The 19,243-nt window shown below is 66.3% G+C and carries 22 protein-coding genes; 16 read left to right on the forward strand and 6 right to left on the reverse strand.

The genetic code is table 11. The annotated features are described in order from the left end of the window. Positions 1 to 206 precede the first annotated feature (206 nt). The 5 genes from LRX75_RS13410 to LRX75_RS13430 all read left to right on the forward strand — a co-directional run bounded on the left by LRX75_RS13410 (position 207) and on the right by LRX75_RS13430 (position 5,576). Positions 207 to 863 (forward strand): DUF2291 family protein, encoded by a 657-nt coding sequence (locus LRX75_RS13410; RefSeq protein WP_231815142.1) that lies wholly within the window; start codon positions 207 to 209, stop codon positions 861 to 863. Beyond that, entirely contained in the window at positions 860 to 2,455 is a 1,596-nt protein-coding gene (locus LRX75_RS13415) for a sugar ABC transporter ATP-binding protein (RefSeq protein WP_231815144.1), read from the forward strand. The genes LRX75_RS13410 and LRX75_RS13415 overlap by 4 nt, the downstream gene beginning before the upstream one ends. Before the next feature lie 2 nt (positions 2,456 to 2,457). Then, positions 2,458 to 3,498: an ABC transporter permease gene (locus LRX75_RS13420; protein WP_420851201.1), complete on the forward strand. Its 1,041-nt coding sequence runs from the start codon at positions 2,458 to 2,460 to the stop codon at positions 3,496 to 3,498. A 128-nt stretch (positions 3,499 to 3,626) separates the two neighbouring features. Continuing rightward, the gene (locus tag LRX75_RS13425; protein ID WP_113149446.1) at positions 3,627 to 4,574 is read left to right on the forward strand and encodes a D-ribose ABC transporter substrate-binding protein; all 948 of its coding nucleotides are present in this window, start codon (positions 3,627 to 3,629) and stop codon (positions 4,572 to 4,574) included. A 156-nt stretch (positions 4,575 to 4,730) separates the two neighbouring features. Beyond that, a complete protein-coding gene (locus LRX75_RS13430) occupies positions 4,731 to 5,576 on the forward strand; it encodes a DeoR/GlpR family DNA-binding transcription regulator (RefSeq protein ID WP_113149447.1) in 846 nt (281 codons plus the stop codon). A gap of 15 nt (positions 5,577 to 5,591) precedes the next feature. On the opposite strand, the gene phnF is transcribed toward LRX75_RS13430, so the two are convergent. After that, the gene (gene phnF / locus LRX75_RS13435) at positions 5,592 to 6,323 is read right to left on the reverse strand and encodes a phosphonate metabolism transcriptional regulator PhnF (protein ID WP_231815146.1); all 732 of its coding nucleotides are present in this window, start codon (positions 6,321 to 6,323) and stop codon (positions 5,592 to 5,594) included. Between the two features lie 155 nt (positions 6,324 to 6,478). Here phnF and phnG point away from each other — a divergent pair, with 155 nt between their 5' ends. The 11 genes from phnG to LRX75_RS13490 all read left to right on the forward strand — a co-directional run bounded on the left by phnG (position 6,479) and on the right by LRX75_RS13490 (position 15,784). Next, complete coding sequence (gene phnG / locus LRX75_RS13440; RefSeq protein WP_420851204.1) at positions 6,479 to 6,883, forward strand: phosphonate C-P lyase system protein PhnG; 405 nt, start codon at positions 6,479 to 6,481, stop codon at positions 6,881 to 6,883. Then, a complete protein-coding gene (gene phnH / locus LRX75_RS13445; protein WP_231815148.1) occupies positions 6,880 to 7,470 on the forward strand; it encodes a phosphonate C-P lyase system protein PhnH in 591 nt (196 codons plus the stop codon). Before phnG ends, phnH begins: the two co-directional genes overlap by 4 nt. Before the next feature lie 3 nt (positions 7,471 to 7,473). Further along, positions 7,474 to 8,577, forward strand: a complete 1,104-nt coding sequence (locus LRX75_RS13450) for a carbon-phosphorus lyase complex subunit (RefSeq protein WP_231815151.1) — start codon at positions 7,474 to 7,476, stop codon at positions 8,575 to 8,577. Continuing rightward, on the forward strand, positions 8,574 to 9,473 hold the full coding sequence (locus LRX75_RS13455; RefSeq protein ID WP_231815152.1) for an alpha-D-ribose 1-methylphosphonate 5-phosphate C-P-lyase PhnJ: 900 nt from the start codon (positions 8,574 to 8,576) through the stop codon (positions 9,471 to 9,473). The genes LRX75_RS13450 and LRX75_RS13455 overlap by 4 nt, the downstream gene beginning before the upstream one ends. Continuing rightward, entirely contained in the window at positions 9,470 to 10,243 is a 774-nt protein-coding gene (gene phnK, locus LRX75_RS13460) for a phosphonate C-P lyase system protein PhnK (RefSeq protein ID WP_231815155.1), read from the forward strand. Before LRX75_RS13455 ends, phnK begins: the two co-directional genes overlap by 4 nt. Before the next feature lie 29 nt (positions 10,244 to 10,272). Beyond that, positions 10,273 to 11,025: a phosphonate C-P lyase system protein PhnL gene (gene phnL, locus LRX75_RS13465; RefSeq protein ID WP_420851202.1), complete on the forward strand. Its 753-nt coding sequence runs from the start codon at positions 10,273 to 10,275 to the stop codon at positions 11,023 to 11,025. Next, complete coding sequence (locus tag LRX75_RS13470) at positions 11,022 to 11,642, forward strand: DapH/DapD/GlmU-related protein (protein ID WP_231815158.1); 621 nt, start codon at positions 11,022 to 11,024, stop codon at positions 11,640 to 11,642. The genes phnL and LRX75_RS13470 overlap by 4 nt, the downstream gene beginning before the upstream one ends. Before the next feature lie 123 nt (positions 11,643 to 11,765). Further along, entirely contained in the window at positions 11,766 to 12,629 is an 864-nt protein-coding gene (gene phnC / locus LRX75_RS13475; RefSeq protein WP_231815160.1) for a phosphonate ABC transporter ATP-binding protein, read from the forward strand. 29 nt (positions 12,630 to 12,658) lie between these two features. Beyond that, positions 12,659 to 13,654: a phosphonate ABC transporter substrate-binding protein gene (gene phnD / locus LRX75_RS13480; RefSeq protein WP_231815163.1), complete on the forward strand. Its 996-nt coding sequence runs from the start codon at positions 12,659 to 12,661 to the stop codon at positions 13,652 to 13,654. Positions 13,655 to 13,741: 87 nt separating this feature from the next. Next, positions 13,742 to 14,572 (forward strand): phosphonate ABC transporter, permease protein PhnE, encoded by an 831-nt coding sequence (gene phnE, locus LRX75_RS13485; RefSeq protein ID WP_231815165.1) that lies wholly within the window; start codon positions 13,742 to 13,744, stop codon positions 14,570 to 14,572. Positions 14,573 to 14,644: 72 nt separating this feature from the next. Continuing rightward, positions 14,645 to 15,784, forward strand: coding sequence for an alpha-D-ribose 1-methylphosphonate 5-triphosphate diphosphatase (locus LRX75_RS13490; protein ID WP_231815167.1), 1,140 nt, complete (start codon positions 14,645 to 14,647; stop codon positions 15,782 to 15,784). A 20-nt stretch (positions 15,785 to 15,804) separates the two neighbouring features. Here LRX75_RS13490 and LRX75_RS13495 read toward each other — a convergent pair whose 3' ends face one another. The 5 genes from LRX75_RS13495 to LRX75_RS13515 all read right to left on the reverse strand — a co-directional run bounded on the left by LRX75_RS13495 (position 15,805) and on the right by LRX75_RS13515 (position 19,211). After that, the gene (locus LRX75_RS13495; protein WP_113149458.1) at positions 15,805 to 16,464 is read right to left on the reverse strand and encodes a peroxiredoxin; all 660 of its coding nucleotides are present in this window, start codon (positions 16,462 to 16,464) and stop codon (positions 15,805 to 15,807) included. 185 nt (positions 16,465 to 16,649) lie between these two features. After that, positions 16,650 to 17,252 (reverse strand): DUF922 domain-containing Zn-dependent protease, encoded by a 603-nt coding sequence (locus LRX75_RS13500; protein WP_231815169.1) that lies wholly within the window; start codon positions 17,250 to 17,252, stop codon positions 16,650 to 16,652. A 69-nt stretch (positions 17,253 to 17,321) separates the two neighbouring features. After that, positions 17,322 to 17,498, reverse strand: coding sequence for a hypothetical protein (locus LRX75_RS13505; RefSeq protein ID WP_165906652.1), 177 nt, complete (start codon positions 17,496 to 17,498; stop codon positions 17,322 to 17,324). Beyond that, positions 17,495 to 17,662 (reverse strand): hypothetical protein, encoded by a 168-nt coding sequence (locus tag LRX75_RS13510; protein WP_231815172.1) that lies wholly within the window; start codon positions 17,660 to 17,662, stop codon positions 17,495 to 17,497. The genes LRX75_RS13505 and LRX75_RS13510 overlap by 4 nt, the downstream gene beginning before the upstream one ends. Positions 17,663 to 17,900: 238 nt before the next feature. Beyond that, complete coding sequence (locus tag LRX75_RS13515; protein WP_231815175.1) at positions 17,901 to 19,211, reverse strand: NAD(P)/FAD-dependent oxidoreductase; 1,311 nt, start codon at positions 19,209 to 19,211, stop codon at positions 17,901 to 17,903. Between the last annotated feature and the right edge of the window lie 32 nt (positions 19,212 to 19,243).

Here is a 19,243-nt window from a genome sequence, read left to right on the forward strand (position 1 = left end):
AGGAGGAGACGTCATGATCAGCACTGCGACCCCGTTCCGCCGCCCGGCCCTGTTCCCGCGGCAGGCATCGACCTCCGGCACGCGCAGTCCCACCCTCCCCTGCCAGCGCTGACACCCGACCCGACCGATCGTTCGTCGCGGGACGCTGCAGCGCCTTCGACCCCTCTGCCTCTTTCGAGAGGTTTTCCAGATTTGAGGCTTTCGTCATGAGCACCGTTGCCGACACGAAATCGCTGAACACCCCTCTCCTGACCCGTGGACGCGTGATCGCGGCCGCGCTCGCCGTCATCCTCGTCGGCGCCATGGCCTACGACACGAGAGTGGTGCGGATCGGCTCGGAGCACGACGTGCGCGCCGACGTGTTCTCGCCCGAGGCCTTCGGGACCGAGAATTTTCCCAAGGTGCGCGAGAGCGTGGTCAGCCGCGCCGTCGATGCGGCCGAACTCGGCAGCGCCATCGCGACCGACAAGGCGGCGGCGGGCACGAAATACGGCATTGCCACCAGCACCGGCCCGGTCATTCCGGTCAAATTCACCGGCACGGTCGGGGAGCGGAAGTCGAGCACCAACACGATCGCCGTGCCCGGCCTGCCCGAGGGCACCGTGGTGCGGGTGCAAACGGGACCGGCCATCAACGGCACGGACCTGCGCGACGCGACGGGCGAGATCGAATTCGGCCAGTTCACCAACCAGATCGAATACCAGAACGCCGGCTCTGCGCTGAACAATGCCATGAAGAAAGAGACGCTCGGGAGCATCGACCCGGCAGCGCTCGACGGCAAGACGGTCGAGATCACCGGCGTCTTCAAGCTGATCAACCCCAAGAACTGGCTGGTGACGCCCGTGACGGTGACCGTGAAATGAGCGCCGTCGCCGACAGCACAGCCCGCACGATGTCCGAGGGCCACGGCACGGTCGTCATGGAAGCGCGCAATATCGCCAAGTCCTATGGCAGCATCCATGCGCTGAAAGGCGTGAATTTCGAGATCCGCCGCGGCCAGGTCACCACGCTCTTCGGCGAGAACGGCGCCGGCAAATCGACATTGATGAAGATCCTCTCGGGCGTGGTGCAGCCGACCTCCGGCGAGATCGTGCTCGACGGCCAGCCCGTCAGCTTCGCCTCCTCGTCTCATGCCCGCGACAGCGGCGTCTCGATCATCCACCAGGAACTGTCGCTGGCGCTGAACATGAACGTCCGCGACAACATCTTCATGGGCCGCGAGATCATGGGCCCGACCGGTGTGAACTATGCCGAGGAAGAACGGCAGACGCGGCTGCTGATGGAGGAGCTGGAGGAAGACATCGACCCGCTGACGCCCGTCGAGGCGCTGCGCCTCGGGCAGCAGCAGATCGTGGAAATCGCCCGTGCGCTCTCGGTCAATTCCCGCATCCTCATCATGGACGAGCCGACATCGGCGCTGAGCGCCTCCGAAGTCGAGGTGCTGTTCAAGGTGATCCGCGACCTCACGGCGCGCGGCGTGTCGATCGTCTATATCTCGCATCATCTCGAGGAAGCGCTGCAGATCACCCATCACGCCGTGGTGCTGCGCGACGGGACGATGACGGCCTATGCGCCGCGCGCGGATATCGATCTCGAATGGATTGTTCGCAACATGGTCGGCGAGAATTTCGACCTCGGCGCACCGCCGACGGGCTATGCCTTCGGGCCGGTCGCCCTGTCGATCGAGAACCTGTCGGTGCCGGATGCCTCGGGCGCCGGTTATTCGGTGGTCGATACTCTTTCGCTCGATGTCCGCGCCGGCGAGGTCGTCTGCATCTACGGGCTGATGGGGGCCGGGCGCACCGAGCTTCTGGAATGCGTCGCCGGCCGTCTGCAGCCGTCGTCCGGTCGCGTCATGCTGCACGGGCAGGACGTCTCGTCGCTCTCCATCGCCCAGCGCATAGACAACGGGCTCGTCCTTGTGCCGGAAGACCGGCAGCGCGACGGGCTGGTGCAGACGATGACGGTCGGCAGCAACCTGTCGCTGGCCAGTATCGGCGCCTTCACCCGGGGCATCTTCACGTCGCGCCGCAGCGAGGCCGGCCTCGTGACCGACGCCATCGCCAAGGTTCACATCAAGACGGCTGGCGGCGCGGCGCCGATCGGCTCGCTGTCGGGCGGCAACCAGCAGAAGGTCGTCATCGGCAAGATGCTGGCGACCAATCCCGAAGTCATGCTGCTCGACGAGCCGAGCCGCGGCATCGATATCGGCGCGAAGTCCGAAGTGTTCAAGCTGCTGGCCGAGCGGGCCCGCCAGGGCCTCGCCGTCATCTACTCCACGTCGGAAGTGGGCGAATGCCTCAGCATCGCGCACCGCATCGTCGTCATGCGCCGCGGGCGGATCTCCGCCGAGTTCGGCTCCGACGTCACCAAGGAAAGCATCATGGCAGCATCCGGCGAGAAAGCCGGCGGCCATGGATCGGATGGGCACGCGCCCGAAACGAGGACACACTGATCATGTCGGCAACCCACTCGCCAGCGACCGCAAGACCGACCCCGAAGAAGACGATGAACATCGGCCATCTTCTCCTGGAAGGCCGCGCCTTCTTCGCGCTCATCGCCATCATCGTCGTGTTCTCCTTCCTGTCGCCCTATTATTTCTCGGTCGCCAATTTCCTGATCATGGCGTCGCATGTCGCGATCTTCGGGCTGCTGGCCATCGGCATGCTGCTCGTCATCCTCAATGGCGGCATCGACCTCTCGGTCGGCTCGACGCTCGGCCTCTCGGGCGTGGTTGCCGGCTACCTCATGCAGGGCGTCACGCTCAGCCATCTCGGCGTCGTGGTCTACCCGCCGGTCTGGGTCGTGGTCATCCTCACCTGCGCGCTCGGCGCCTTCGTCGGCGCCATCAACGGCGTGCTGATCGCCTATCTCCGGGTGCCTGCCTTCGTGGCGACGCTCGGCGTGCTCTATGTGGCGCGCGGCGTGGCGCTGCTGATGACCAACGGCCTGACCTTCAACAATCTCGGCGGACGGCCGGAGCTCGGCAATACCGGCTTCGACTGGCTGGGCTTCAACCGGCTGTTCGGCGTGCCGATCGGCGTGCTCGTGCTCGCGCTCCTCGCCATCCTCTGCTTCGTCATGCTCAGCCGCTCGGCCTTCGGCCGCTGGCTCTACGCGTCCGGCGGCAACGAGCGGGCGGCCGAGCTGTCCGGCGTGCCGGTCAAGCGGGTCAAGATCATCGTCTACGTGCTGTCCGGCGTCTGCGCGGCCATTGCCGGCCTCGTGCTCTCGTCGCAGCTGACCTCCGCCGGCCCCACGGCCGGGACGACCTACGAGCTGACGGCGATCGCGGCCGTCGTCATCGGCGGCGCGGCGCTCACCGGCGGCCGCGGCACGATCGGCGGCACCATGCTCGGCGCCTTCGTCATCGGCTTCCTGTCGGACGGTCTCGTCATCATCGGCGTGTCCTCCTACTGGCAGACGGTCTTTACCGGCGCGGTCATCGTGCTCGCCGTCCTGCTCAACAGCATCCAGTACGGCCGCCGCCCGAAGTAGGCGGCGACCGACACACGACCTTCTCCGCATCACCGGCCCCTGCCTTCAGGAGAGGCAGCGCCGGTCTCGGACAAGCACCGCCGGGTGACCGGCACACCGAAACCGCATTTCAAACCGGGAGAGAGACCATGATGAGACAAGCAACCCGCCTGCTGATGGCCGCCGCCGCTGCCGCCACCATGTTTGCCAGCACCGCCTATGCCGACGGCCTGATGACGGTGATCGTCAACGATCCGTCGAACCCCTACTGGCTGACCGAAGGCAATGTGGCCAAGGCCGCCGCCGAAAAGCTCGGCTATACCGCCACCGTCGGCGCGCACAAGGGCGACACCAATACCGAGAGCAACCTGATCGACACCGCGATCACCAACAAGTCCGTCGCGATCATCCTCGATCCGGCCAATGCCGACGGCTCCGTCGGTGCGGTGAAGAAGGCCGTTGCCGCCGGCATCCCGGTCATTCTCGTCAATGCCGAGATCAACCAGGAAGGTCTCGCCAAGGCGCAGCTCGTGTCCAACAACGCGCAGGGTGCCGCGCTCGGTGCCACGCAGTGGGTGGAAGCCGTCGGCGACAAGGGCAAGTATGTCGAGCTTTTCGGCGCGCCCTCCGACAACAATGCCGCGACCCGCTCCAACGGCTACGAGACCGTGCTGACGCAGTATCCGGACCTCGAAAAGGCCGCCTCCGAAGTGGCCGACTGGGACCGCACCAAGGGCCACGACAAGATGCAGTCCATGCTGCAGGCCAATCCGGACATCAACGGCGTGATCTCGGGCAATGACGAAATGGCGCTCGGTGCCATCGCCGCGCTCAAGGAAGCCGGCAAGATCGCCAACGTCAAGGTCGGCGGCTTCGACGGTTCGCCGGATGCGGTCGCTGCCATCAAGGCCGGCGAACTGCAGTACACCGTGCTCCAGCCGGTCGCCGTCTTCTCGGAAGAAGCCGTGAAGCAGGCCGACAGCTTCATCAAGACGGGCGCGACCGGCGCCAAGTCCGAAAAGCAGCTGTTCGATTGCCTGCTCATCACCAAGGACAATGTCGACAAGTACTCGGCCCCCTTCGTCCTCGACAAGTAAGCCTTCGATACCAGGGAGGGTGCCGCCCGCGGCACCCTCCTTCCACCGGCAGTCCCCCATCGTCGCGGCGTCCCGCGGCCGCATCCTTTCGAACGGGTTTTCAGTTAGAGGTTTTATGCGCTAGGACGCATGCAGAGCGAACAGAGGGGCAACCGGATGACGAACAAGACAACCGTCGGTCAGTTCATGTCCGAGCTTCCGAGCGACAGCCGCCATGCCCGCCAGATCGTGCGCCGCCAGCTGATCGCCGAGGCCGTGATGGCCGAGGGGTCGATGCGGATCGAGGATCTGACCGACCGCTTCGGCATCAGCCTGATGACCGCCCACCGCGACGTCGACGAACTCGTCAGCCGCGGCCTCTTCCGCAAGACCCGCGGCATCGTGACGGCCGCCCCGACGAGCCTCATCGAATCCAGCGACGTCTACCGCTCGAGCCGTCAGGCCCGGGAGAAGGCCGCGATCGCCCAGGCGGCGATGACCTTCATCGAGCCGGGACAGGCGATCTTTTTCGACGACAGCACCACCGTGCTGCAGATGGCCCACCACCTGCCGGAAAAGGTGCCGCTGACGGTCATCACCAATTCGCTGAACCTCATGAACGACCTGAAGGCCGTGCCGGACGTGACGCTGCTCGGGCTGGGCGGGCAGTTCTACAACTGGTGCAACGCCTTCATGGGGCGCATGACCATCCGCGAGATCGAGAAGCTGCGGGCCGATACCGTGTTCATGTCGATGTCGGCCATTCTCGACGACGTCGCCTTTCACCAGTCGCCGGAAATGGTGGAGACCAAGCGGGCCATGTTCGACAGCGCCGCCATGCGCATCCTTCTGGCGGATCACACGAAATTCGAGCGCCGGGCGCTCTATTCCTTCGCCGCGCTCACCGAATTCGACCTCGTCATCGTGGACGACAACATCGCGCCGGAGCATCTGGAGCGCATGCGCTCCAAAGGCATCAACCTGATGGTCGCGCCGGTGGACCGGCCGAAGGCCGGGAGATAGACGGCGGTTGCTGGCTCAGACGTTTTCCGGAGCGACGAAGACCAGTTCCATGCGGTCGGCGAGGAAGCGCGTGCGGATCGCCTGCACCGGCCGGTCCTCGAGATCGACATCCACGGCATGGGTGACCAGCACGATCGCATCGCCCGCGCAGGAAAGCGCATCGGCGTCGCCCGAGGAGACGCGTTCGGCCGTCAGCCGCGTCTCGCGCCGGCGATAGTCGGCAAGTCCGCAGCGGCGCAGCGCCTGGGTGATCGAGCCCTCCTGCGCATAGGCCGCGATGATGCCGGGGAAACGTTCGGCCGAGAAATGCGAGGTGGAGCGGGACAAAGGCACGCCGTCCACCACCGCCATATGATCGAGCCGGTGAAGGGGCGCGCCCGGCGCAAGACCGAGCAGCCGTGCCATGGCCCTGTCGGCCGCCACCTTCTGCGAGCCCACGAGCCGGCCCGAGGGCTCCAGCGACTGGCGCATCATGTTTTCGGAAAACCGCGCCCGCGCGCCGATCGGATAGGAAATGCGCGGCGCGACCGGATTGACGAAGGTGCCACGCCCCCGCTCCGCCCGGACGATTCCCTCCGCTGCGAGCGCCGCGATGGCGCGGCGCACCGTGTGGCGGTTGACGCCGTAGTCGGCGGCCAGATCCGTTTCCGGCGGCAGGCGGTCGGTCACGCCTTCTTCCAGGATCGACGCGCGGATGCCGTCGGCGACCCGCCGCCAGCGTGAGATGCCGTCATCCTGTCCGTCCAAAGGCAATCTCCTGCGCGTGTCATAGCGGCGTCATGATCTCAAGGTTATAAATCAGATCAAGATTGGTTGTCTACACAAATAGACAAATAGGATCCGGGATGACCAGACACGATGAGACACAGGGCCGCAAGCGCGCGCTCGACGCCATGGCCTCGATGCCGGCCGATCTTCTGGGAGAACGCTACGGCGCGATCGCGAAGACCGCACCGGCTGCCATTCCCGTCCGCGGCCCGGAGATCGGCGCCGTGATGGTGCGCGGACGGATCGGCGGCGGCGGGGCCCCGTTCAATCTCGGCGAGGCAAGCGTGACACGGGCGACGGTGAAGCTCGACAGCGGCGAGGTCGGCCATGCGATCGTTCTCGGCCGCGACACCGAAAAAGCCCGCATGGTCGCGCATCTCGATGCCCTCGGACAGCTCGCCGCCTGGCAGGCCGTGATCGAGACGGATGTCGTCGCACCGGCGCTGGCGCTCGACGCCGAGGAGCGTCGCCAGCGCGCGGAAGAAACGGAAGCGACGCGTGTCGATTTCTTCACACTGGTCCGGGGAGAAGACCGATGAGCCTCACCATGGTCGATGGCGGTTTCGCCGAGCCCGTCTTCGGATCGCAGCGCGCCTTCCGCGCGCTGATGGATGCCTTCGCCCGACCGGGAAGCATCGCCGATCTCTCCGGCCTTGCCTCACCTCCGGCGCCGATGGCGCCTGCGGCCGGCGCGATCCTTCTGGCGCTTGCCGATGCGGACACGCCCGTCTTCTTCGAGGCAGACATGCCGGAGGCGAAGGCCTGGGTCGGCTTTCACACCGGTGCTGCGGCAACCGCGGATGCGCCATCGGCGCGCTTCGTCCTTCTCGCCGATGACAGCGATTGCGACGGCTGGAACCGGTTCGCGGTCGGCACGGCGGACTATCCGGATCGCTCGGCAACACTGCTCCTCCCTGTCGCAGCGCTTCATGGCGGGCGGCCCCTCACCCTTACCGGCCCGGGCATCGAGACCACGACCGATATCGCACCGCAGGGTCTGCCGGCAGGTTTTGCCGATGTCATGGCCGCCAACCGCGCGGGCTTTCCGCTCGGCTTCGATCTCGTCCTCGTCTCGGGCGACGCAGCGCTGGCGCTGCCGCGCACCACACGCATTCAGGAGGCCTGAGCCATGTATGTCGCCGTCAAGGGCGGGGAAGCCGCCATCGAGAAGGCGCACCGGCTGCTCGCCGACCGCCGCCGGGGGGACCGGTCGGTTCCCGCTCTCTCGCTCGAGCAGATCGCCGGACAGCTCTCGCTTGCCGTGGACCGGGTCATGGCCGAGGGATCGCTCTACGATCCCGAGCTTGCCGCCATGGCCGTGCGCCAGTCGCGCGGCGACATGATCGAGGCGATCTTTCTCATCCGCGCCTATCGTACGACGCTGCCGCGCTTCGGCGCCACGCGGCCGGTGGAGACGGCGACGATGCGGATCGAGCGGCGCGTGTCGGCCACCTACAAGGACATTCCCGGCGGACAGCTGCTCGGGCCGACCTTCGACTACACCCACCGCCTGATCGACCCCGACATGGCCGGCGACCACCCCGTCGAGCCCGGCGCGCGGCGGGCGGTTGCCGAAGACGCGGCCTACCCCCGCGTGACGGATATCCTCAACGGCGAAGGCCTGATCGAGCCGGATATCGCGTCCGACGCCGAGCCCGGCGACCTCACCCGCGACCCGACCGGCTTTCCCGCGGGCCGTGACCTGCGGCTGCAGGCGCTGGCGCGCGGCGACGAAGGCTTTCTGCTGTCGCTCGGGTATTCGACCCAGCGCGGCTACGGCCGCACGCATCCCTTCGTCGGCGAAGTGCGCATCGGTCTCGTCGATCTGGAGATCGACCTGCCTGAACTCGGCTTTGCCGTCAATATCGGCGCGATCCGTGTCACAGAGTGCCAGATGGTGTCGCAGTTCAAGGGCGGCGGGCAGGATGGTCCGCGCTTCACCCGCGGCTACGGTCTCGTCTTCGGGCAGTCGGAGCGCAAGGCCATGTCGATGAGCCTCGTCGATCGGGCGCTGCGCGCGGACGAGTTCGCCGAGAACCGGGTGGCCCCGGCGCAGGACGAGGAGTTCGTCCTCTCCCATTGCGACAATGTCGAAGCCACCGGCTTCGTCGAGCACCTGAAGCTGCCGCATTATGTGGACTTCCAGGCCGAACTCGACCTGCTGCGCATGCTGCGGCGGGAGCACGCGGCGGAAAAGACCGCCGAGACGGACCGACAGGAGGCCGCGGAATGACCTTGCCCGCCTATAACTTTGCCTATCTGGACGAACAGACCAAGCGCATGATCCGCCGCGCGATCCTCAAGGGCATCGCCATTCCCGGCTATCAGGTGCCGTTCGCCTCCCGCGAGATGCCGATGCCCTATGGCTGGGGCACGGGCGGCGTGCAGGTGACGGCGGCCATTCTCGGGCCGGACGACGTCCTCAAGGTGATCGACCAGGGTGCCGACGACACGACCAACGCCGTCTCCATCCGCGCCTTCTTCGCCAAGACGGCCAATGTGGCGACGACCACGAAGACGGCGGAGGCGACGATCATCCAGACCCGCCACCGCATTCCGGAAGAAACGCTGCGGGCGCACCAGACCATCGTCTTCCAGGTGCCGATCCCCGAGCCGCTGCGCTTTCTCGAGCCGCGCGAGACCGAGACGCGGGTGATGCACGGGCTGGAGGAATACGGTCTCGTGCATGTGAAGCTCTACGAGGACATCGCCCAGCACGGCCATATCGCCACCACCTATGCCTATCCGGTGAAGGTCGAGGGCCGCTACGTCATGGACCCCTCGCCCATTCCGAAATTCGACAATCCGAAGCTCGATCGTTCCCCCGCCTTGCAGCTGTTCGGCGCCGGCCGCGAGAAGCGCATCTATGCGCTGCCGCCGTTCAGCCAGGTCACGAGCCTCGATTTCGAGGACCACCCCTTTACCGTCCAGACCTTCAGCCGCCCCTGCGCGCTCTGCAATGCGACGGGAGTCTATATGGACGAGGTGGTGACCGACGACCGCGGCGGGCGGATGTTCGTCTGCTCCGACACCGACCATTGCGAGACGCGCCAAGCGGACGGCCACACGGGTTCCGGCCTGCCGCAGATCGGGGACCACGCATCGAAGGCGCAGGAGACCACGCAATGACCGATCCCATTCTCTCCGTCCGCGGCCTCGAAAAGCGCTACGGGTCCTTCATCGGCTGCACCGACGTCTCCTTCGACGTCTGGCCGGGCGAGGTCGTCGCCATCGTGGGCGAATCCGGCTCCGGCAAGACGACGCTGCTCAACTGCATCTCCGGCCGGCTGGAGCGCTCGGCCGGCGAGATCCGCTACCGGATGCGCGACGGGCGTTTCCCGGATCTGGCCGACCTCTCGGAAGCCGAACGCCGCTTTCTGATGCGCACAGACTGGGGCTTCGTACACCAGAACCCGGCGGACGGGCTGCGGATGCGCGTTTCGGCCGGCGCCAATGTCGGCGAGCGGCTGATGGCGGTCGGCGAGCGCCATTATGGCGATATCCGCCGCACGGCCGGCGACTGGCTGTCGCGCGTGGAGATCGCCGCCGAGCGGATCGACGACCAGCCCATCGCCTTCTCCGGCGGCATGCGCCAGCGCCTGCAGATCGCCCGCAACCTCGTCACCCATCCCCGGCTGATCTTCATGGACGAGCCGACCGGGGGGCTCGACGTTTCCGTGCAGGCGCGCGTGCTCGATCTCCTGCGCGGGCTCGTCACCGACCTGCAGCTCGCCGTCGTCATCGTCACCCACGATCTCGCCGTCGCGCGGCTCCTGTCGCAGCGGATGATCGTCATGAAGGGCGGGCATATCGTCGAGGCCGGGCTGACGGACCGGGTGCTGGACGATCCGCGCCATGCCTATACCCAGCTTCTCGTCGCCTCCATTCCCGAATCCTGAGCCCCAGAAGCCCGAGCCGGAGTCCGCCGATGCCCCTCTCTTCCCTCCCGCCGACCCACCAGAGGATGCCGGACGGCGCGCTGCTCAGCGTGCGCGACGTCGCCAAATCCTTCGTCATGCATCTGCGCGACGGCGTCGTGCTGCCTGTGGTGGCCAATGTCTGCTTCGATCTCTTCCCCGGCGAATGCGTCGTTCTCGGCGGTCCCTCGGGCGTCGGCAAATCGTCCATCCTGCGGATGGTGTATGGCAACTACGCCATCGACCAGGGCTCCGTCCTCGTGCGGGATCCCGACAGCGGCGCGGTTCGCGATCTCGGTGCCGGCGATCCGCGCCTCGTTCTGGCCATCCGGGAGAACGGCATCGGCTATGTCAGCCAGTTCCTGCGCGCCGTGCCCCGCGTCTCCGCGGTCGAGATCGTCGCCGAACCGCTCGTGTCGCGCGGCGTCGAGCGGGCGGAGGCCGTTTCGCGCGCCCGCGACATGCTCTCCCGGCTGAACCTGCCGGAAACGCTGCACGGGCTTCCACCCGCCACCTTCTCGGGCGGCGAGAAGCAGCGCGTCAACATCGCCCGCGGCTTCATCACCGATCACCCCGTCCTCCTCCTCGATGAACCCACAGCCTCGCTCGATGCGGAGAACCGCGACGTGGTGACCGTCATGATCGGCGAGAAGCTCGCGCGCGGCACGGCAATCCTCGGCATCTTTCACGATCAGCCGGTGCGCGAGGCCGTGGCGACCCGCACCATCGACGTTTCCGCATTTTCCGCCCGAAAGGCTGCATGATGGCCAAGCTTTCCGAACATCATCCTGCGATCCACGAGACCGCCAGGGTCACCGACTGCCGGCTTGGCCGCTATGTCGAGATCGCCGAGCGGTCGCGTCTCGGCGAGGTCGCGCTCGGCGACTACTCCTATGTCATGGAAGACTGCGCCCTCTGGTGCGCGACCGTCGGCAAGTTCGTCAATATCGCCTCCATGGTGCGGCTCAACGCCACCAACCACCCGATGGACCGCGCCAGCCTGCACCATTTCACCTACAGGGCCGGCGACTATTTCGAGGGCGCCACGGACGAGGCGGACTTCTTTGCCGCGCGGCGGGCCCGGCGCGTCACCATCGGCCACGATGTCTGGATCGGCCACGGCGCGACGGTTCTGCCGGGCGTGACGGTGGGCAATGGGGCCGTCATCGGCGCGGGCGCCGTGGTGTCGCACGATGTGGCACCCTACACGATCGTCGGCGGCGTGCCGGCCCGGCTGATCCGCGACCGCTTCGCACGCGCGACGGCCGAGGGCATGGAGCGCCTTGCCTGGTGGGACTGGCCGCACGACAGACTGTTCGCGGCGCTCGAGGATTTCCGCACGCTGACGGGCGCGGCGTTTCTCGAACGCTACGCCGCCTGATGTCAGCGTCTGACGCAAAAGTTTCATGCGACCGTCACGCAACCATCATCGCTTGCCGCTCACAGTCCTTGGACGTGCAGCCGGCATGAGGTCGGCTTTCACGCTGCTGTTCGGGATCATATCATGACCGGGATTACCCCCATTGCGCTGTCCGTGACCCATCTGTCGAAACGCTATGGCGAGACGCGGGCGCTGAACGGCGTCAGCCTGATGCTGGAGCAGGGCGAGATGGTGGCGCTCATCGGCGCGTCCGGTTCCGGCAAGAGCACGCTCATCCGCCACATCGCCGGTCTCGAGATCGGCGACGGCGAGAGCGGACGGGTCGAGATCCTCGGCGCGGTGTCGCAGGCCGGCGGACGCATGAACCGGGAGGCCGCGCGCGGCCGCGTCGCCGTGATCTTCCAGCAGTTCAACCTCGTCGGACGGCTGTCCGTGCTGACCAACGTGCTCATCGGCCATCTCGGCCGCATACCCCGCTGGCGGGGCACGCTCGGCCTGTTCAACGCCCGGGAGAAGGACAAGGCCCGTGCGGCGCTGGCCCGCGTCGGCATTCCGCAGGTTGCCGCGCAACGCGCCTCGACGCTGTCGGGCGGCCAGCAGCAGCGCGCCGCCATCGCCCGAACGCTCGTGCAGGAAGCCCGCATCCTGATCGCCGACGAACCGATCTCGGCGCTCGATCCCTCGGCGGCCCGCCGGGTGATGGACGTGCTGGCCGATATTTCCCGCGAAGACGGCATCACCGTGCTCGTGTCGCTCCATCAGGTCGAATATGCGCGGCGCTATTGCCGCCGCACGATCGCCATGCGCGACGGCGCCATCGTCTATGACGGCCCGTCCACCGCCCTTTCCAACGATTTCCTCGCCGAACTCTACGGAGCGGCATCGGAAGAACTCGTCCTGCCGGATGCTGCCTCGAGCGGCCCGGCCGACCCCATGACGCCCACGGGCGTCGAGCCCAAACGCCAGGCGGCGCTCGCCACCGTCTGATCCGACATCACTGTCAACCGGAGACCACCATGAACGCGATCTTCAAGAGCATTGCGGCGCTTTCGCTCGCCGCCGCCCTCGGCCAGCAGGCGCTGGCCGCCGACACCATCAACTTCGGCATCATCTCGACCGAATCCCAGCAGAACCTGAAGACGGCCTGGGAGCCGCTGCTGGCCGACCTCAAGACCAAGACCGGTCTCGACGTGAAGCCCTTCTTCGCCTCGGATTATGCCGGCATCATCGAAGGCATGCGCTTCAACAAGGTGCAGGTCGCCTGGTATGGCAACAAGTCGGCCATGGAAGCGGTCGACCGTGCCGATGGCGAAGTCTTCGTGCAGAGCGTCGCCAAGAACGGCGATCCGGGCTACTGGTCGGTCGTCATCGTTCCCAAGGACTCGCCGATCCAGACGATCGACGAGCTTCTGACCTGCGACAAGTCCAAGAGCTTCGGTCTCGGCGATCCGAACTCCACCTCCGGCTATCTCGTGCCCATGACCTTCGTGTTCGGCGCCCGCGGCATCGACCCGAAGGATTGCTTCAAGACGGTGACCAACGCCAACCACGAGACCAATGCCATGGCGGTTGCCATGAAACAGGTCGATGCGGCGGCCAACAACACCGAGAACATGGCGCTGATCCAGCAGAACAAGCCGGATGCCTTCGCCAATATCCGCGAGATCTGGCGCTCGCCGCTGATCCCGTCCGATCCGATCGTCTGGCGCAAGGACCTGCCGGAAGAGACGAAGACCAAGCTGCGCGACTTCTTCCTGGCCTACGGCACCGCGACCTCCACCGGCGACGTCGCTCATGAGAAGGACGTTCTGGCCGGCCTGAAATGGGCGCCCTTCAAGGCCTCGACCGACAAGCAGCTCCTACCGATCCGCGTGATGGAACTGTCGAAGGCGATCTCCAAGATCGAAACGGACGCTTCCCTGTCGGCCGACGCCAAGGCCGAAAAGATCAAGCCGCTGACCGAGCAGAAGGCGAAGTTCGAAGCCGAACTCGGAACGGCCTCCAACGGCTGATGCCCCTGACCGGAGCGGGCGACACCGTCCGCTCCGGTTCTCTCTCGCTTCTCTCGCTCGCTGCCCGACCCATCAAGGACGACGCCCATGACCGACGTCATCGCCTCCACAGGTGTCACCAACGCCCGCTCGACGGCCGGCCAGACCGGCACGAAGCCTGGCCAGGGCAGCCTGCGCGGCTGGTTCGTCACGCTCGTTTTCGTCGGTGCGCTTGCCGCCAGCTGGGGACCGGCCGAAATGGGGCGGTGGACCTATCTCTTTTCGGATGCCGGCAACATGGCGGAATATGCCCGGGACTTCCTGAAGCCGGACTTCAAGGAGTGGGCTTCCTATCTCCGCGAGATGATCGTCACGATCCAGATCGCGCTCTGGGGCACCTTCCTCGCCGTGCTGCTCTCCATTCCCTTCGGCATTCTCTCCGCCCACAACATGGCGCCCTGGTGGGTGCTGCACCCCGTTCGCCGGCTGATGGACCTGTTCCGGGCGATCCACGAGATCGTCTTCGCCGTGCTCTTCGTCGTCGCCGTCGGCCTTGGGCCGTTTGCCGGCGTCATGGCGCTGTTCGTTCACACGACGGGCATTCTCGCCAAACTCTTCTCCGAGGCCGTCGAAGCGATCGATCCGCGTCCGGTCGAGGCGATCCGCACCACCGGCGCCTCCCGGCTGCAACAGGTCATCTTCGGCGTCATCCCGCAGGTGCTGCCGCTCTGGATCTCGTTTTCGCTCTATCGCCTCGAATCCAACATCCGTTCCGCCACCGTGCTCGGCCTCATCGGCGCCGGCGGGATCGGACAGATCCTGTTCGAGAGCATTCGCGGCTTCTACTATCCGCAGGCCTCGGCCATTCTTCTCATCATCGTTGCCACCGTGACGTTGATGGATATTCTCTCCCAGCAACTGCGCAAACTCGTCATCTAAGGCGGCCTCTTTCCCGCCCCTCTTTACCTCTCACCCGAAAAGCCGCAGCGAGACGCTGCGGAACGGCAGACCATGACCCGCGAACAGATCTTCACCCACTGCGCCATCATCCTCCCCACCGAGATCGTCATGGGCACCGTCGTCGTGCGCGACGGCGTGATCGCCGACATCTCTCCGGGCACGACGGCGCAGGGCATGGACATGCAAGGCGACTACTTGATGCCGGGCTGCGTCGAACTGCACACCGACCATCTGGAAACCCATATCCAGCCGCGCCCGAAGGTGCGCTGGAATCTTGCCGCGGCGCTCCAGGCGCATGACGGGCAGATCGCCACGGCCGGCATCACCACCGTGTTCGACGCGCTTCGGGTCGGGATGGACGGCGATACCGATCTCGGGACCGGCGATATGGCCGACATGGCGGCGACCATCTCGGCGGCGACCGCGGTGAACCGGCTGCGCGCCGAGCATTTCATTCACTTGCGCTGCGAAGTCTCCATGCCGGATGTGGTCGAGCAGTTCGACGCGTTAAAGCGCAACGACCGGGTGCGGCTCGCCTCCCTCATGGACCACGCGCCCGGGCAGCGGCAGTTCGTGAGCCTGGAGGCCTACCGGATCTATTACCAGGGCAAGAAGAAGATTTCGGATGCAGACTTCGAGGCGTTCAGCGCCCGGCGCATCGCCCAGTCGGTGGAGAATGCCGACCGCAACCGTCTGGCGCTGGCCACGCGCTGCCGCGAGGCCGGCATCCCCATGGCCTCGCATGACGATGCGACGGCGGCGCATGTGCGCGAGAGCGTCGATCTCGGCATCGCGCTCGCCGAATTCCCGACCACGATCGAGGCGGCGACACTTTCCAAGGCGTCAGACCTGCAGGTGCTGATGGGGGCGCCCAACGTTGTCCGGGGCGGATCGCATTCCGGCAATGTTTCGGCGCTCGACCTGCTGGAGCGCGATGCGCTCGACATTCTCTCGTCGGATTATGTGCCGTTCAGCCTGTTGCAGGCCGCATTCCTGCTGGCCGAGCGCGGGCAGACGGACCTGCCGCATGCGGTGCGCATGATTACCGCCAATCCGGCGCGGGCCGCGGGCCTTGCCGATCGCGGCCGGATCGAGACCGGCCTGCGGGCCGATCTCGTTCGCGTGCGGGCGCAAGCCGGAGCGCCGCCGCTGGTGGCCGGCGTCTGGCGGGCCGGCGAACGCGTCGCCTGACGCGCCGCCAGTCTCCGGCCTCAGGCGGTCGGCTGCTTGGTCTTGCGCAGGTAGGGCAGCACCGTGTCGAAGCTGCCGAAGCGGGCGATAGCGTCTTCGTTGGAAACGGCGGCGGTGATGATGACGTCCTCGCCCTGCTTCCAGTTGGCGGGCGTCGCCACCTGATGCTTGGCGGTCAGCTGGATCGAGTCGATCGCACGCAGGATCTCGTCGAAGTTGCGGCCGGTCGTCATAGGATAGGTGAGGATCAGCTTGATCTTCTTGTCCGGCCCCACCACGAAGACCGAGCGAACCGTGGCATTGTCGGCGGGCGTGCGGCCTTCCGAACTTTCGCCGGCACCGGCCGGCAGCATGTCGTAGAGCTTGGCGACGGCGAGGTCCTTGTCGCCGATCAGCGGGTAATCGACCTCGAAGCCGGTCGCCGTGCGGATGTCGTTCTTCCAGCGCTCATGGCTCTCGACCGGATCGACCGAAATGCCGATGACCTTGACGCCGCGCGCGGCGAACGCGTCCTGCAGGCCGGCCATGGCGCCGAGCTCCGTCGTGCAGACGGGCGTGAAATTCTTCGGGTGCGAGAACAGGACGCCCCAGCCATTGCCGATCCAGTCATGGAACGAGATCGTCCCCTTGCTGGTTTCCGCAGTAAAATCAGGGGCGATATCGTTGATGCGCAGGCTCATGGATCGGTCCTCTTTTCCGGTTGTCGGAAAGTGGCATCATCGCGGCTCCCGTTCAAGGCTGCGCCGGTCGGCCGGCCGCAGAGCCGGCCATCAATTTTTCTCCTCCGGCACCGGGAATGACGAATGCGATGCCTTGACGGATGAGCGGGCGGGCCTGCAGCCGTCACCCGCACGGCGGCTGGCTCTCACGGCCCGTTGACCAGCGCCAGGATGAGCGCATGCACCGCGCCGCCCTCGGTGAACTCCGCCTGGTCGAAGGCCCGGTCGAGCGCGCGCCGTTCGTCGGAGATCGCGCCGAGCCGGCGGTTCATCTCCGTCTTGATCTTCGTGCAACCGGGATCGTCCGGCTGCCTGAGCCCGATGGTCGCCGTCTCGATCTTCGCCACGAGGTCGCGGACATAGGTTCCATGCACCGCCTCGTGCCGGCGAACGCCGTCGATGAAGGTCGTCCAGCTGTCGCGGACGGGCGCCGGCAGCTTGTCCGTCGGCTTCGGCAGGGTGGTGATGATGGTCAGCCGCGGGATCGCCGTCGCCAGCACGCAGTCGTTGCCCTGCCTCTGATAGTCGCGCCGCCAGGTCAGTTTGAAACGCGTGTGGGCAATGACGCGGTTTGCGCCGAGAAGCGGCCCGCGCTCGCCGATGGACGCGTAGAGCTCCGCGCCCGTCCTGCCCGAGATCGCATAGGTCTCGACCGTCTCCGTCGCCGTCACCTCGGCACTCCCCGGCAGGGACATGGCAAGCGTCATGATTGCTGCCGCGAAACCCCAGATCGTCTTTATCAGCGTCACCGTCATCCGCCCCTGCTTGCGGGCCAGACCCTAGGCGGAATGGCAGTGTGTTGCAATTCGCCTCGGAGATCAGACCCGCACGGTGCTCGCATAGATCAGAATGCCCAGATACAGCAGGAAGGCGCCAATGGCGAAAGCTGCGATGAAGATGACGATGCCTTTGCCGGCTTTCGATTTGCGCGCCGTCTGTTCCGGCGAGTCGGCCGAGGGGGCGATATAGGGCTCGCGGCTTCGATCCCCGGTCAAGACGCTCTTCCCCGTTCGAGCGTCGTCTCGCGGCGATCCCGTCGACCGGACGAGGCCGTCGCGGCATTGCGCCGCCGGCTGCGCAGCGTCCAAACGCCCACGGCGCCGCAGACGATTACGAGCACGACCGCCATGACGATCAGGGATATCAAATTCTCAGGCATATTAACCTCACGCTCGGCGCACCGGGTGCGCCTTTAATGCGCCTGTCGCGGCAGAACCGGCGACAGGGGAGCCGGCGCAGCCGCGACAGGCATGCCGGCACGAGGCCGGATGAAAGGATGGCAGGGAGTTCCCGCGCATCGACTGTCGGGGATCGAACCAGTCGAGACGCCAAAGGTTCCGCAATCGGAGACGCGAAAGCCCGAGCGTGTCATGCGCCGTATTCCGACACCGCCGATGTCAGCGGATGATGGCGGGTGCCACGTCTTCCTTGTCGTTCTCGTCGATCAGCCGCGCACCGCGCTGGCGCGTCAGGTACCGCCAGATCCACTGGACGGTGACCAGCATGCGCTTCTCGAAGTTGACGAGAAGATAGACATGGACGATCGCCCAGAGGATCCAGGCGAAATAGCCCTTCAGCGTCCAGCGGCCGAAATCGAAGATCGCAGCGTTGCGGCCGATGACCGCCGTGTTGCCGCGATTGGCGAAATGAAACGGCCTGGCCGTCTCGATCGCTTCGGGCTTGACGAGAAGCTTGCCGAGATAGCGGCCCTGCTGCTTGGCCACCTGTGCCAGGGCCGGCAGCGGCGCACCCTGCTTGTCCGGCTGGAACGAGGTGTCGCCCAGCGAGAAGATATCCTTGAAGCCCTCGACCCGGAGCTTCGAATCGACGGGGATGCGGCCGTTGGCCTTGCCCTCGATGCCGAGCCACCGGAAGGCCGGCGAGGCCTTGACGCCCGCGCCCCAGACGATGCTGCCTGCGGGCACCATCTCCCCGGCGATGACGGCGCCGTCCGCGGTGATGTCGGAGACCTGCGCGCCCAGCCGCACCTCGACGCCCATCTTTTCGAGATGGCGCAGGGCATAGGCCTGAAGATGTTCGGGGAAGGCGGCGAGGATGCGCGGGCCGGCCTCGACCAGGATGACGCGCAGATCGCTCGAGGGAATGGTGCGGAAGTCCCGCACGGCCATGGAGCGGCCGAGCTCGGAAATGGCGCCCGCCATCTCCACACCGGTCGGCCCGCCACCGACGACGATGCTGGTCAGCAGCGCCTTCCGCTCCGCTGGATCTTTCGTCCGCTCGGCCTTTTCGAACGACAGAAGCAGGCGATGGCGGATGCGTCGGGCCTCGTGAAGCGTCTTCAGGCCGGGTGCGAAATGCTGCCAGTCGTCATGGCCGAAGTAGTTGTAGTCCGAGCCGGTGGCGATCACCAGCTGGTCGTAGAACACCGTGCCGCCGTCCTTCAACTTGACCTGCTTGGTCTCGACCTCGATGCCCTCGGCTTCCGCCAGCATGATGTGGATGTTGCGATAGCGCCCGAGCGTGCGGCGGATCGGCTCTGCGATGTCGGCCGGCGACAGGGCGGCGGTTGCGACCTGATAGAGCAGCGGCTGGAACAGATTGTGGTTGCGGCGGTCGATGACGATCACGTCGACATCCGTGTCTCCGAGCGCGCCGGCACAGGCGAGACCGCCGAAGCCGGCACCGATGATGACGACCCGGCGGCGCGGCGGTGCAATGACGGGGTCTGCGGGTTCCAGATTGTTCATCACCGTGAGCTCCTCGCAGAGTATGAGAGACG

This window comes from Rhizobium quercicola, assembly GCF_021168455.1.
In the GTDB taxonomy this organism is placed as follows: domain Bacteria; phylum Pseudomonadota; class Alphaproteobacteria; order Rhizobiales; family Rhizobiaceae; genus Ferranicluibacter; species Ferranicluibacter quercicola.

What these genes read in the sequence shown, in the direction of transcription:
- LRX75_RS13410 (WP_231815142.1), top strand. Translation starts at nt 207, where the DNA reads ATGAGCACCGTTGCCGACACGAAATCGCTGAACACCCCTCTCCTGACC.
- LRX75_RS13415 (WP_231815144.1), top strand. Translation starts at nt 860, where the DNA reads ATGAGCGCCGTCGCCGACAGCACAGCCCGCACGATGTCCGAGGGCCAC.
- LRX75_RS13420 (WP_420851201.1), top strand. Translation starts at nt 2,458, where the DNA reads ATGTCGGCAACCCACTCGCCAGCGACCGCAAGACCGACCCCGAAGAAG.
- LRX75_RS13425 (WP_113149446.1), top strand. Translation starts at nt 3,627, where the DNA reads ATGATGAGACAAGCAACCCGCCTGCTGATGGCCGCCGCCGCTGCCGCC.
- LRX75_RS13430 (WP_113149447.1), top strand. Translation starts at nt 4,731, where the DNA reads ATGACGAACAAGACAACCGTCGGTCAGTTCATGTCCGAGCTTCCGAGC.
- phnG (WP_420851204.1), top strand. Translation starts at nt 6,479, where the DNA reads ATGCCGGCCGATCTTCTGGGAGAACGCTACGGCGCGATCGCGAAGACC.
- phnH (WP_231815148.1), top strand. Translation starts at nt 6,880, where the DNA reads ATGAGCCTCACCATGGTCGATGGCGGTTTCGCCGAGCCCGTCTTCGGA.
- LRX75_RS13450 (WP_231815151.1), top strand. Translation starts at nt 7,474, where the DNA reads ATGTATGTCGCCGTCAAGGGCGGGGAAGCCGCCATCGAGAAGGCGCAC.
- LRX75_RS13455 (WP_231815152.1), top strand. Translation starts at nt 8,574, where the DNA reads ATGACCTTGCCCGCCTATAACTTTGCCTATCTGGACGAACAGACCAAG.
- phnK (WP_231815155.1), top strand. Translation starts at nt 9,470, where the DNA reads ATGACCGATCCCATTCTCTCCGTCCGCGGCCTCGAAAAGCGCTACGGG.
- phnL (WP_420851202.1), top strand. Translation starts at nt 10,273, where the DNA reads ATGCCCCTCTCTTCCCTCCCGCCGACCCACCAGAGGATGCCGGACGGC.
- LRX75_RS13470 (WP_231815158.1), top strand. Translation starts at nt 11,022, where the DNA reads ATGATGGCCAAGCTTTCCGAACATCATCCTGCGATCCACGAGACCGCC.
- phnC (WP_231815160.1), top strand. Translation starts at nt 11,766, where the DNA reads ATGACCGGGATTACCCCCATTGCGCTGTCCGTGACCCATCTGTCGAAA.
- phnD (WP_231815163.1), top strand. Translation starts at nt 12,659, where the DNA reads ATGAACGCGATCTTCAAGAGCATTGCGGCGCTTTCGCTCGCCGCCGCC.
- phnE (WP_231815165.1), top strand. Translation starts at nt 13,742, where the DNA reads ATGACCGACGTCATCGCCTCCACAGGTGTCACCAACGCCCGCTCGACG.
- LRX75_RS13490 (WP_231815167.1), top strand. Translation starts at nt 14,645, where the DNA reads ATGACCCGCGAACAGATCTTCACCCACTGCGCCATCATCCTCCCCACC.
- LRX75_RS13495 (WP_113149458.1), bottom strand. Translation starts at nt 16,464, where the DNA reads ATGAGCCTGCGCATCAACGATATCGCCCCTGATTTTACTGCGGAAACC.
- LRX75_RS13510 (WP_231815172.1), bottom strand. Translation starts at nt 17,662, where the DNA reads ATGCCTGAGAATTTGATATCCCTGATCGTCATGGCGGTCGTGCTCGTA.
- LRX75_RS13515 (WP_231815175.1), bottom strand. Translation starts at nt 19,211, where the DNA reads ATGAACAATCTGGAACCCGCAGACCCCGTCATTGCACCGCCGCGCCGC.